This window comes from Devosia rhizoryzae (assembly GCF_016698665.1).
GTDB classification, from domain to species: domain Bacteria; phylum Pseudomonadota; class Alphaproteobacteria; order Rhizobiales; family Devosiaceae; genus Devosia; species Devosia rhizoryzae.
Genome location: NZ_CP068046.1, coordinates 2,875,873 through 2,888,642, shown reverse-complemented (window position 1 = coordinate 2,888,642; position 12,770 = coordinate 2,875,873). Strand labels below are relative to the sequence as shown.

Below are 12,770 nucleotides of genomic sequence, written 5' to 3'. Positions count from 1 at the left end.
CCATGAGGGTTCAATGGCTCAGGAGAATGCCTTACCGCGGCGGTTCCCGGCCCGTATAGGTGGCGGGGAAGGTGAAGAAGTGGTCGGGAATGTCGACATCCTTCTGCACGTCGTAAAGTGAGAAGGTGAGTTCGGAGCCGCTGGGCTCGACCAGCGTCCACTGCGCCAGGTCCTTGGTCTCTGTGTCGAAGATCAGTGAGACCTGAACGGTACCGGCCACGGTGTTGTCGATTACGGTGATGGACATGTAGCCGTCGCTATTGGTGACATTGACGACATTGGCATTCAGCAGGTCGATATTGTCGCCCAGGAACTGGCGCAGCGGGATCGAGTCCTGCGGATAGGCGTAATAGGTCTCTTCGCGCCGGTCGATGACGTAAAAACCGCGGCCGATCGAGACGATTTCCTCCCGGCTCGGCGGGGCATAGCGGAACGCGATCTTGCTCGGGCGTTCAAGAAAGAACGTGCCTTCCTGCCTTCCGCCCTGTGTATCGATCTGCAGGAAGCGCCCAGCCATGGTGCGGACGGCCGAGTTATGCGCGTTGATCTCGCCGATCAGCGCCTGCTCTTCCGGCGTGAGCGCTCGATCAAGAGCCAGCGCCGGCAGGGTCGTGGCACAGGCAGCGGCAAGGCCGAACATCAGGGCATGGCGACGGTTCATGGGCAGGTTTTCCTCCGAAGGGTGACGCTATTGACCCTAGGCTATGCAGTAATTGCGGCAAGAGGTGGAAGTTCCGCAAGCCCCGCGCTAGGTGCACGGAAGTCGCCCCCTTCCGAGCGCCGCTAGGCTCCTTCGTCGCCAAGCTTTGCTTGCCTTCCCCTCTGAGGGGGAAGGTGAGACCGGTGTGTTTGGCTAGGCAATGCCAAGTCCCCAAGCTCACCCTCCCCCTTGAGGGGAGGGTAGCGCCGCTAGGCCTTCAAGGCCGTAGCAGAGCTAGGGAGGGGGTGCAGGCAACTCTGCAAACCCTATCTTCGCAAGGGATGATCAATACCCATCCGCGTTGTTGCCGACGAGGATTTCGCGCTTGCCGGCATGATTGGCCGGGCTGATGACGCCTTCGCGTTCCATGCGCTCAATCAGGGTCGCCGCCTTGTTGTAGCCGACGCCGAGGCGGCGCTGCACATAGGAGGTCGAGGCCTTCTTGTCCGAAAGGACGATGTGAACGGCCTTGTCGTAGAGCTCGTCGCCCGAGCCACCGCCGCTTTCGCCCATAGCGTCAGCCGTGATCTCGCCGTTCTCGTCTTCATCCTCGGTGATGTTGTCGAGATAGTCGGGCGCCCCCTGCGACTTTAGGTGGTTGACCACCGCTTCCACTTCGCCGTCGGACACGAAGGCGCCGTGGAGGCGCTTGGTGCGGCCGCCCGATGCCATGTAGAGCATGTCGCCATTGCCCAGGAGCTGCTCGGCGCCCTGTTCGCCCAGAATGGTGCGGCTATCGATCTTTGACGTCACCATGAATGAGATACGGGTCGGGAAATTGGCCTTGATCGTGCCGGTGATGACGTCGACCGACGGGCGCTGCGTTGCCGTGACGATGTGGATGCCGGCGGCGCGGGCCATCTGCGCGAGGCGCTGGATGGCGCCTTCGATGTCCTTGCCGGCCACCATCATCAGGTCCGCCATTTCGTCGACGATGACGACGATATAGGGCAGGGGCTGGAGGTCGAACTCTTCGCTCTCGAAGATCGCTTCGCCGGTTTCGCGGTCAAAGCCGGTCTGCACGGTGCGGGTGATGACGCGGCCTTCCTTGGCGGCTTCGGCAACGCGCTGGTTGAAGCCGTCGATATTGCGGACGCCGATCTTGCTCATCTTGCGATAGCGATCTTCCATCTCGCGCACCGCCCATTTGAGCGCCACCACCGCCTTTTGCGGATCGGTGACGACGGGGGTGAGCAGATGCGGAATGCCATCATAGATCGAGAGTTCGAGCATCTTGGGATCGATCATGATCATGCGGCACTGCTCGGGCGTCATCTGGTAGAGCAGCGAGAGAATGAAGGTGTTGATACCCACCGACTTGCCCGAACCAGTGGTACCGGCGATTAGCAAGTGCGGCATGCGGGCGAGGTCGGCGATCACCGGCTCGCCGCCAATGGTCTTGCCGAGGCAGATGGGGAGCTTGCCCTTCATCTTCTCGAAGTCGGAGCTCGCCAGCATTTCGCGGAAGAACACCGTGTCGCGCACCTGATTGGGCAGCTCGATGCCGATAGCATTGCGGCCGGGGACCACGGCGACGCGAGCGGAGATGGCCGACATCGAGCGGGCGATGTCGTCGGCCAGCGAGATGACGCGGCTCGATTTAATGCCGGGGGCCGGTTCGAGTTCGAAAAGGGTGACGACGGGGCCGGGACGGACATTGATGATGTCGCCCTTGACGCCGAAATCGCCCAGCACTTCTTCGAGACGCCGCGCCATCTCTTCGAGACGTTCCGGGGCGTGCTCGGGCGAGGGGCCCTTGTGCTTGGGTTCAGCGAGCAGGCTCAGCGCCGGCAGCTCGAAACCACCGGGTTCGTCGAGGAGGGAAGGCTGCGCTTCGCGGAACTGGCGCTGGCCCTGGGCCGGGCGGGGAGCCGGCGCGGCAACGGCCACGGCTGTGCGCGGTGCTGCCGGATCAACGGGATGGAAGCGCGAGTCGCCGCGCTGGGTGCGATTGACCACCGGCACGTCGGCGACGAAGGGGACTTCGTCTTCTTCGGGCTCATCGGGATAGTCGATGGCGGTGTCGTCATAGTCCGGCTGCGCCTGGATGCGGGCACTGGGTTCAAAGCTTGGCTCGACGGCATGGCTCACCGGCGCATGGATGCGGCGCTGCGGGTTGGCCATCACCGGTTCGCGGTCGACGACCACGGCAGGCGCCTCGCCATCGAGGCTCGGCTCGGTATGGGCGAACTCGCCGACATCGTCTGCCTGGCGGCGCGCCGCATGCTCGGCCCGAGCACGGCGGAAGGCGGTGCGCATGGAATAGCCGAGATGGACCATGGCGCCCATGGCCACTTCCACCAGCGGATTGGGTTCGCGTTCGTCTTCAAGATCGGCCGCCGCGCTCTTGCGGGAGCCGGCCTTCGCGGCCTTGACCGGAACGGCCGTGCCGAGGCCCATGGCGATCCAGAACAAGGCGAGGGCGGGTGCGGCGAGGATGATGGCGAAAAGGGTCGAGGTCACAGCCTGCGGCTGGTCGCCAGCAATCATGCCCGCAAGGTAGGTGAAGAGCATGCCCGTCAAACCGCCGAGGCCGGTCGGCAGCGGCCAGCTTTCAGGCATGGCGATAAAGGAAAACACCCCGGCGGCAAGAACGACGGCGCCGAGCCAGGCGATCAGCCGCAGGGCAGGGTGTGTAAGGCGATAGCGGCGCGCCATCGCCCAGCCCCAAAGGGCAAGCGGCACGACCATGACGAGACCGGCAAGGCCCAGGAACTGGAACACGAGGTCGGCGATCACGGCGCCCGGATAACCCAGCCAATTGGCGGCTTTCTTGGCGGTCGCCAGCGACAGCGATGGATCATCCACCGACCAGGAGGCGAGCGAGGCAAGAATCACCGCCGAAAGCCCCAGCAGCATCAGCCCGGCAATGCGCAGTGGAATGCGGATGGCGATAGCGGGTGGGGGCGCAGGCGGAGCCTTGGCCTTGCCTTTGCTGGCTGCGCCGGCCCGGCTGCGGGGCGGCACAGGGCGGACATCGTCGATCGTCGGAAGGGGATGGCTGGGCATGTACGCGAACTCTTTGGGCCCATCAAAACCATCAGACCGGGCCGATGGGCTTGACCTTAGCGGGCCAGGGTTAATCGCGTGCTAACCATGGCGGATCGAGGTGTGCGGCCCATGCTGTTTGCGAGTGGGAAGCCTCTGTGGCGGGCCAAGAGGACATGAGCCGCACGCTTCGAGCCGTCGCCCCTCTCGGGGCGCAAATTGCTCCAGTGGAGCAATTTGAGGCGAGAAGGCCATGAGAGCTAAGCTCGAATGGCCGGGCCACAAACACCGTCGCGTGTGTGGCAGGCGGCACAATGCGCCACCTGCCGGAGTGAGATCAGTTGTAGGCGCGTTCGCCGTGGGTCGAGAGATCGAGGCCATCCGATTCGGAGGCTTCCGAAACCTTGGCACCGCCGAAGATGGCCTTGACGATCAGCATGGCGACGAATGCCACGACGCCGGACCAAACGATGGCAATGGCAACGCCGGTCAGCTGCACCATGAACTGGCCGCCGATCGAGTAGGCCGCCGCGTCGCCCAGCGGGTAACCGCCAAGGCCGGGTGCTGCGACGATTGCCGTGCCGAGCGCGCCGACGATACCGCCCACGCCGTGGATGCCGAAGACGTCGAGCGAGTCGTCATACTTGAGCATCGGCTTGAGGTTGACCACGGCCCAGAGGCAGACGACGCCGGCAATGGCGCCGAGGATGATGGCGCCACCGACACCGGCAAAGCCGGCAGCCGGGGTGATGGCGACGAGGCCGGCAACGGCGCCGGAAACGGCACCAAGGGCGGAAGCATGACCGCGGGTCACCTTTTCGCCCAGAGCCCAGGCGAGGGCGCCAGCAGCGGGAGCGAGGACGGTGTTGATCAGGGCGACGGCGGTCAAGGCATTGGCTTCGAGATTGGAGCCGGCATTGAAGCCGAACCAGCCGAACCAGAGAAGGCCGGTACCGGCATAGGTCCAGACGAGATTATGGGGAGCGATCGGCTCCTTCATATAGCCCATGCGTGGCCCGAGAACGATGGCGGCGACGAGGGCGGCAACGCCCGAATTGATGTGAACGACGGTGCCGCCGGCAAAGTCATAGGCGCCCATGCCGAAAAGGAGGCCCGGACCCGACCAGACCATGTGAGCCATGGGGATGTAGGAGAAGGTGAACCAGATGGCGAGGAAAGCCAGGAGCGCGCCCAGCTTCATGCGCTCTGCGATACCGCCGACGATCAGCGTCGAGGTGATGCAGGCAAAGGTCAGCTGGAAGGTGACGAAGACCAGCTCAGGCAGTTCGAAACCGGCCGAGAAGGTCGCGGCGGTGGATTCGAGCGTCACGCCGTTGAGGAAGAATTTGGAGAAGTCGCCGACGAAAGCCGAAAGGCCGCCTTCGGTCGGGCCTGCAAAGGCCAGCGAATAGCCGTAGGCTACCCAGAGGATCGAGATCATCGAGAAGCCGAGGAACACCTGGGTCAGGACCGAGAGGATGTTCTTGGCGCGGACGAGGCCGCCGTAAAAGAGCGCAAGGCCGGGAATGGTCATGACGATGACGACCATGGTCGAGACTAGCATCCAGGCGACGTCGCCCTTGTCGACGACGGCTGCGGCTTCGGTCGTGGCTTCAGCAACCGATGCGCCGGCTTCGGCCAGCGGCTGGGCCGCGTCCTGGGCAAAGGCTGGCAGGGCCAGCAGAAGGGAGGCCAGTGCAGCGCCCCCGAGGATTTTATCTATCTTCATCTGATTGTTTCTCCCGAAGACGCTTAAAGGGCTGCCGCGCCGGTTTCGCCGGTGCGGATGCGGGTGACGGCCAGAAGGTCGAGCACGAAGATCTTGCCGTCGCCGATGCGGCCGGTCTGGGCGGCATCGCGGATGGCGGTGCTCACCGCGTCGGCCAGCGCGTCATCCACGGCGATCTCGACCTTGAGCTTGGGCAGGAAGTGCACGGCATATTCGGTGCCGCGATAGATTTCCGAATGGCCCTTCTGCCGGCCGTATCCTTTGACCTCGGTCACGGTCATGCCATGGACATCGAGGGAGTTCAGCGCCTGACGCACTTCCTCGAGCCGCGATGGCTTGATGATGGCTACCACAAGTTTCATGTGTCCCCCTTGGCGCCAGGACGGCGCATGCTGGTATGGCCAAGATGGAGTCAAGCGCCGTGCCAAACTCGAGAGCGGAAATTAAGATAGCAAAATCAGTCTGTTAGGAAATCTGATAATCGGCGGCGGCAATGTGATGCAATTTTGTGCACACGCATTGTGCTGGTCTTGCTTAGACTGCTCAAAATATGAGCAAAGTGCCTGAGGCACTCGGCGCCCTTGCATTGTCGCGGCTCAGTTGTGAAATGAATGGAGCAAGGAGTAGCCAATGTCCGCAGCGCAGCAGCGATACGACGTCCTCATCGTCGGAGCCGGTCCGGCTGGCCTCACCATGGCGCTGGCGCTCGCCAAATCGGCGCCGGGCATCCGTGTCGCCTTGGTGGATCGAAGGCCGCTGAGCGTACCGCGCGACAATCGCGCATCGGCCATTGCTGCCGGCGTCCGCCGCGTTTTCGAAGCGCTGGGCGTTTGGGGCGAGATGGTGGACCAGAGCCAGCCCATCTTGGCTATGAACATCACCGACTCGGGCAAGCGCGACCTCGCCCGGCCACTGTTCTTGCAGTTCGACGGCGAAGTCGCGCCCGGCGAACCTTTTGCCCATATGGTGCCCAATTCGGCCAGCGGTTCAGCGCTTCTGGCAGCGGCGCAGGATCTGATCACCGTCATTACGCCGGCAGAGATCGCTTCATGGTCCGAAACGGGCACTCTGACCCTGAGCGATGGACGCCTGCTTTCGGCGCCGCTGATTATCGCCGCCGACGGTGGGCAATCAGCGCTGCGGCAACGGGCAGGCATCGAAACCTTTGGCCACGACTATGGCCAGACCGGCCTTGTTGCCACCATCGCCCACGAATTGCCGCATGGGGGCGTCGCTTACGAGCATTTCCGCCCAAATGGGCCCTTTGCCAGCCTGCCACTGACGGGCAATAGGTCATCGCTAGTCTGGACCGAGAGCTCCCAGGAAGCGCCGCGCTTCCTGGCCATGGACACCGAAACGGTCGAAGCTGAAATCGAAGCAGTGATGGGCTCGACCCTTGGGGCCGTCACGCTCGAGGACAAGCTGATGGGCTTTCCCCTGCGGCTTCAGATCGCCAAGAGCTTTGTCGGGCCGCGGCTTGCCCTGATCGGCGACGCGGCGCATGTCGTCCACCCCATTGCCGGGCAGGGTCTTAATCTCGGGCTCAAGGATGTGGCCGCGCTTGCCGAGGTCATCATCGAAGCCATGCGGCTTGGCCTCGATCATGGCGGCGACGATGTCCTGGCCCGCTACCAGAACTGGCGCCAGTTCGACACCGCCTCGATGGCCGTGGTGACGGATGGCATGAACCGGCTGTTCTCCAACGATATCGCCCCAGTGCGGGCCATCCGCGATTTCGGTCTCGGGCTCGTCGATCGCACGGGACCGGTCAAGAACCTCCTTATTCGGACAGCGTCCGGGATCGGCGGCAGGGGACCGAAGTTGCTGAGTGGGCTGCCGATTTAGTGAAGCGTAGCCCCCACCCCCCTCCCCCGTAAGGCGGGGGAGGAGTTCGTTCGGTGTCGGCTGCAAACTCAAGACATGCACGATGCAGCTCCTCCCCCGACTTACGGGGGAGGTTGGGTGGGGGGGGGGGAGCTGTGCGCCTTACCCAGAAGTAGACCTCATCCTGAGCCTGTCGAAGGACGAGGTCGTGGCACTATCCAGCCACCCGACCTCGTGGTTCGACGGGCTCACCATGAGGTCTCACGAAGTTCAGCTGCTCGGTGGATGAGACTGCTTCCTCAATTCCTCCGGCTCCACCACCCGTGCCTCATCAAGGCTTAGAAGCGGCACGCCTTTCTGGATCGGGAAGGCGAGGCGGGCGGCGACCGAAATTAGTTCGGTCTTGTCGGCGCTCAGCGTCAGCCGCGTCTTGGTCAGCGGGCAGACCAGCATTTCGAGCGTTTGCGCATCGACGACATGGCGAAGCGCATTGGGCGCTTCGCTCATCAGTTGAGCGTGCCCGAACCGCCGGCGCCGCCGCGGGCGATCTCGTATTCGGTCATGGCGATCAATGTTTCAGCGCGTGCTTCGAGCGTCGGCGCTTCCAGCAAAGCCTGTTTTTCGACCGCGCCATAGGGCGAGACCATGCAGCAGAAATTGACGAGGTCGGCCGTGCCGGTCGATTCAATCTCTTCCCAGTTGAGCTCGATATTGGCGAACTCGGCATAGTCGCGCATCATCTTGACGAAGCGCGCGCGGTCGACCGCCTCCTCGCCGAAATCGCGCTTGAAGTCCTGGCCGAAATCGTCGCCCGAAATGACGCCCTGGCGGTAGGGAGTCTGCACGGTGAGCTCATGCATCAAGCGGAACCGCGTCACCCCTTCGAGGATGATGAAATAGCGCCCGTCGCCACTTTCCTCGAAATGCGTCAGCCGCCCGATGCAGCCCACATCCTGGAGCGGGGCCCGGCCGGAAGGGCTTTCCTCGCTCGTATCCTCGGGCTGGATCAGCCCGATCATCCGGTCGCCGCGCAGCGCCGCATCCACCATTTCGATATAGCGCGGCTCAAAGATATTGAGCGGCCGGTGCGAAAACGGCAGCAGCAGCGCGCCGGTCAAAGGAAAGAGCGGCACGGAACGCGGCAGGTCTTGCGGGCTGGTCGGACGTCTGGGCATTGGCGCCTCGATTGTTACGAAAAGAGCGCTGCGGACAACATCCGCCGGCCCTTGAGCGTTGCCGGGTCCTTAGGGCCCCAGGCGTCGAAAAATTCGATGAGCTTTTTGCGCGCCCCATCCTCGTTCCAGGCACGGTCGCGCTTGATGATGGCCACCAGAGCTTCGGCCGCCTCGAGGTGCTGCCCTTCCGCATTGCGCACCATGGCCAGATCGAAGCGCGCCTGGTGATCGTCCGGATTGGCCGCGATGGCGGCTTCGAGCGTTGCGGCTTCGGAAAGGCCGGACGCCTCGTCCTTGAGGCGGATGGCATTGGCGACGGCGTCATAAGGGGCGCCGCTGCGCTTGTCTTCCGGCACCATGTCGAGCGTCACCCGGGCCTGCTCGATCTCGCCGGCCTGAAGATAAACCCCGGCAAGGCCAACGAGGGCCTCGGCATGGTCGGGCACGTGCTGGAGCACCATGCCATAGATCTGCGCCGCCTGACTGACATCGCCGCTGGCGACGGCCTGCGCCGCCACCTGCATGACCTCTTCGATCTGGGCTTCGAGCGACTGCTCCTGCCCTTGCCCGCCGCCGGCTGCGCCAGCACCCGCTGCGGCGATGACGCGATCGGCGAATTTGCGCACTTCGCCTTCCGGCATTGCGCCCATGAAGCCGTCCACCGGCCGGCCGCCGGCAAAGGCGAAAACGGCAGGGATCGACTGTACGCCCAGCTGGCCGGCAAAGTGCGGATGCTCATCGATGTTGATCTTGACCAGGCGGATCGCGCCGGCCTTTTCTTTGACGACCTTTTCGATCGCCGGGGTCAGCTGCCGGCAGGGACCGCACCAGGGCGCCCAGAAATCCACCAGCACCGGCGCGTCCATCGAAGCGTCGATCACGTCGGCCTTGAAGCCGGCATCGCTGCCCTCGCGGACAAGGTTGGCCGGGGCAGGGGAAGCGCTGGGGGCGCCATCGAGGGAAAAACTCATCGTGCTTGGCTCTTTGAATGGGCAAAGAAGGCGTTCCGGGCCTTTTTGCGCTTGGCACCGCTGCGCTGGCAAGCCCCCCATTTCCACAAGGGTTTTGCCAAACTGTCACAAGGGCAAAAAACGCTGTTGCAATCGGTCCGGTGTTTAGGCATATAGGCCCGCGTCGCCGGACTTCCAAGGGAGCACGGAGACAACGGAGCGCGGGTGTAGCTCAGGGGTAGAGCATAACCTTGCCAAGGTTAGGGTCGTGGGTTCGAATCCCATCGCCCGCTCCAATCTTCCTCCGGGAAGACAACGATCCAAGGGCCAGACCGCAAGTCTGGCCCTTCGTCGTTTCAGGGCAGCCGATTGCCCTTTCACTCCTCAATTGGGGCTTCTTCTACCGGGGTGGTGATCTCGGCAACCGGCTCCGCCGCAGATGCCTTGGCGAAGCGCACAAAAGCCTTGGCCAATTCTGCTTCCGATCCTTCCGGTTGCATGACCAGGAACTGCTCGTAGGTAGCGATCGCCTCGGCTTTTCGACCGAGCGAATCGAGGCTGCGTGCCCGTGCGTAGACCACTTTTGGATTGCTGGGATCGCGTTGTGCGGCCAGATCGATGTCGATCAGCGCATCTTCGTGACGTCCCAATGCCGTCAGCGCATCGGCGCGGCTGAGGCGATAATCGACATTGCCTTCATTGACGAGCAGCGCCTGATCGAGCCGCGCCAAAGCGGCTTCGTAATTGCCGTTAATCATTAGGAGATTGGCGTGTTGCGCCTGGAAGGCGTCGTTCTCGGGCGCAAATTCGGCCGCGTCGCGATAAAGCTTTTCGAGAGCCACGAAGTCGCCCTGCCCGGCATAGTAGCCGGCTAGGAAACCCAGGGGGAGAGGATCGCTGGGGCTCAATGCGAAGGCTGCAAGCGCCAGCTCCAGCGCTTCACCGGTTCGGTCCTCGCTCAAGAGCATGAACGCCGCCTTGGTCTTGTAACGAGCGTTGAGCGGATCGCGGTCCGAGGCGAGCAGCAGGAAATCCCGCGCCGCTTCGATGTCGCCGCTGGCGCGTGCAATGACGCTGCGGACCTCCGCTTCTAGCGGACTGTCGGGATCGGCCGCCGCCAACCGCACCAGATAGGGCTCGGCTTCTTCGAACCGGTCGTTCTCGGCCAATGTGCTTGCCATATTGGCGAGTGCCGGTGGGAAGCGAGGATCAATTTCCAGAGCGGCCCGATATTCCGCCAGCGCATCCTCCGGCTCTTCGGCATTGCGGCGCACATTGCCCAGCACATTGTGCGCCCATTTGGCATCCTCGTGCCCCGATGCGATCAGCTGCCGTGCGATGGTTGCGGCATTAGAGGGGTGCGTGTCGACCTCGGCCGCGAGTGCGGTGAACGGATCGAGGTGGCGCATGACCTCCAGCCCCGCGGTGCGGAAATATTCGGCTTCGGTGGATCGTCGCATCGGTGGAAGGTCGATGACACTGCGCTCCTTGCCCTTGATGCGCAGGCGCAAGGAGACTTTTGCGGGCGAGCATTCGGCGTCGCCGCAGCGGAATTCGCCGCCGATCACGGTTTCATGGAGGTTGAAGAATTGGCGCGCATAGCTCACCAGCGCGTCCACCGATATGCCGGACTCGGGGATGTCGAAGGTGGTCTGCTCGCCTTCTGGAATGGCATTGATGCTGGACTTGTCGCTATCTGCCTCGGCAATGATCTGCAGCAAGCCGTCATTGAGGCGCGCGGAGGCGACTTCCGGCGTGAGGCCGGTGACCTGGAGACCGCTGGGGACGCTGATTGGCTCGAGCAGGATCTGGTCGCGCGCCGCCTGGCTCGCGATCAGCGGTGCGGCCATGAGGATTATGGCAAGCAGCACGAGGTTGACCACCACGGCGCGCATCGAGTTCGAGGTGGATTCGACAGTGGGCAGCGTGAGCCAAGCCGGTCGCTGCAAACGCCTTGTGCCCGCCACCTTCTCCTTTGGCGGCGACTGTTCTACCGGTGCCGGCACACCCGTTTCCGCCTGTTTGTCGTCGCTCATGCCACTCTCTCCGGCAGCCACAAGGCCTGCCCCGCGTAGATTGCATCCGGCCGCGCCAGCTTGTTGGCATTGGCGCGGAAAATCAGTGTCTCGGCATCGGCTGAGCCATAGGTCGCCAAGGCGATGCTGCGAAGAGATTCGCCTTCGCGCACGATATGGATCGAGGCGCCGGTCAGCGTTTCGTCTGCCGGCTCCGGCAGCACATCGAGTTCTGCTGCGAGCAGCTCCAGCGTCATGGGCCGGTAGGGTTCGCGTTCGGGGAGGTTCTCGGGCTTTTCGCGCCAGCGCCGCCAGACGCTGGGGCTGATTTCGTGCAGCTTGGCCGGGCCAGGATTGCGATCGGCCTTGGGCAGGCGGTTCATGACGAAGCGCAGCGCCGAAAAGCCGGCATTGTCGGCTTGATTGCTGAGGCTTTCGCGGTGCGACATGGCCATGCTTCGAAGGGGCGAGCCCGGGCCGGTGTCGAGATCGAGGCCGGCATGCCGAGCGCCGTCCCAGATCCAGTCCAAAGCCGCGTCCGAAAGGCCGCGCTTGACGCCACCGCCGCCGACCGAGCCATGGGTGCCGCAAAACCACATCTGTTGATAGGGCGCGTCAACCGCCGATGGATCGGCGTCGCGCGCCTCGTTAAGGGCATCGAGGTTCTGCCAGAGCGTCGGCTCGAAATCGATCCGGTGCTCGTCGATCGCGACCGCGTGGCGCGCATGCTGCACCATGGGCGAAAGGCTCACATCATGGAATTGATGCTGGCGATTGATGGTGTCCGCCATGATCACGTAGCGCGGAATGCCCAGCGACCCCACCGTGTCCCAGACGGCAAGATACTTGACGGTCAGGAGCGGCAGCGTGCCGGGCGCGTAATCTTGCGTGGCCTGGGCGCGCCATTCGTCCTCTTCGGCCGAGACGCAAAGATGGGGTACGCATTCGCGCCGGAACTCCAGCATCGACTGAAGATAGGCCTCGTCCTTGCTGCGCCGCTTGTAGCGGTTCACCGCCTCGTCGGCGCGCTGCGCATGACGGCGATCGAGAATGCCGCAGGTGCCCAGAAGCCCCACGAACGAGCGCGCCGTATAGGCGCCGCGGGAAAAGCCGAAGACGTAGATTTCGTCGCCTGGCGCGTAGTTGAAGATCAGGAAGCGGTAGCCGTCGCTCAGATTCTTGACGAGGCCGGCGCCGAATACGCCACCGGCAAGGCCTTCGCCCGGTTCACTGCCCACGCCTTCGTCGTAAAAGGTGATCTGCGTCACCCCGTCTGCGGCCATCGGAAGCACGCTTTCGGCGGTCAGCAGCACATTAGTAGGATGCGGCGCATCCAGCCGGTTCCAGCTGCCATCGAAACAGAAGACCAGCCGTTTCACGTCAGCCGCC

General features: G+C 63.5%; 10 protein-coding genes and 1 tRNA gene. 2 read left to right on the top strand and 9 right to left on the bottom strand.

The genetic code is table 11. The annotated features are described in order from the left end of the window. Positions 1–31: 31 nt before the first annotated feature. From JI748_RS14090 to JI748_RS14075, 4 genes are all read right to left on the bottom strand, one after another. Positions 32–661 (bottom strand): LolA family protein, encoded by a 630-nt coding sequence (locus JI748_RS14090; protein ID WP_201631945.1) that lies wholly within the window; start codon positions 659–661, stop codon positions 32–34. A gap of 324 nt (positions 662–985) precedes the next feature. Then, complete coding sequence (locus JI748_RS14085) at positions 986–3,709, bottom strand: DNA translocase FtsK (protein WP_201631942.1); 2,724 nt, start codon at positions 3,707–3,709, stop codon at positions 986–988. Between the two features lie 316 nt (positions 3,710–4,025). Further along, entirely contained in the window at positions 4,026–5,417 is a 1,392-nt protein-coding gene (locus JI748_RS14080; RefSeq protein ID WP_201631928.1) for an ammonium transporter, read from the bottom strand. 23 nt (positions 5,418–5,440) lie between these two features. After that, complete coding sequence (locus JI748_RS14075) at positions 5,441–5,779, bottom strand: P-II family nitrogen regulator (RefSeq protein WP_164533126.1); 339 nt, start codon at positions 5,777–5,779, stop codon at positions 5,441–5,443. A 268-nt stretch (positions 5,780–6,047) separates the two neighbouring features. Here JI748_RS14075 and JI748_RS14070 point away from each other — a divergent pair, with 268 nt between their 5' ends. Further along, the gene (locus JI748_RS14070) at positions 6,048–7,262 is read left to right on the top strand and encodes an FAD-dependent monooxygenase (RefSeq protein ID WP_201631924.1); all 1,215 of its coding nucleotides are present in this window, start codon (positions 6,048–6,050) and stop codon (positions 7,260–7,262) included. A 249-nt stretch (positions 7,263–7,511) separates the two neighbouring features. On the opposite strand, the gene JI748_RS14065 is transcribed toward JI748_RS14070, so the two are convergent. Genes JI748_RS14065 through JI748_RS14055 form a run of 3 tightly spaced genes read right to left on the bottom strand, consistent with a single transcriptional unit; the run spans position 7,512 to position 9,387 of the window. Further along, the gene (locus JI748_RS14065) at positions 7,512–7,748 is read right to left on the bottom strand and encodes a Trm112 family protein (protein WP_164533128.1); all 237 of its coding nucleotides are present in this window, start codon (positions 7,746–7,748) and stop codon (positions 7,512–7,514) included. Next, complete coding sequence (locus JI748_RS14060; RefSeq protein ID WP_201631920.1) at positions 7,748–8,416, bottom strand: LON peptidase substrate-binding domain-containing protein; 669 nt, start codon at positions 8,414–8,416, stop codon at positions 7,748–7,750. Before JI748_RS14060 ends, JI748_RS14065 begins: the two co-directional genes overlap by 1 nt. 14 nt (positions 8,417–8,430) lie before the next feature. Next, positions 8,431–9,387 (bottom strand): thioredoxin family protein, encoded by a 957-nt coding sequence (locus JI748_RS14055; protein WP_201631906.1) that lies wholly within the window; start codon positions 9,385–9,387, stop codon positions 8,431–8,433. 200 nt (positions 9,388–9,587) lie between these two features. Here JI748_RS14055 and JI748_RS14050 point away from each other — a divergent pair. Continuing rightward, positions 9,588–9,662 (top strand) — tRNA-Gly (locus tag JI748_RS14050). A gap of 81 nt (positions 9,663–9,743) precedes the next feature. Here the strand turns inward: JI748_RS14050 and JI748_RS14045 are convergent. Both JI748_RS14045 and JI748_RS14040 read right to left on the bottom strand, forming a co-directional pair. After that, the gene (locus JI748_RS14045; RefSeq protein WP_201631903.1) at positions 9,744–11,402 is read right to left on the bottom strand and encodes a tetratricopeptide repeat protein; all 1,659 of its coding nucleotides are present in this window, start codon (positions 11,400–11,402) and stop codon (positions 9,744–9,746) included. After that, the gene (locus JI748_RS14040) at positions 11,399–12,760 is read right to left on the bottom strand and encodes a phospholipase effector Tle1 domain-containing protein (RefSeq protein WP_201631900.1); all 1,362 of its coding nucleotides are present in this window, start codon (positions 12,758–12,760) and stop codon (positions 11,399–11,401) included. Before JI748_RS14040 ends, JI748_RS14045 begins: the two co-directional genes overlap by 4 nt. Positions 12,761–12,770: the final 10 nt, after the last annotated feature.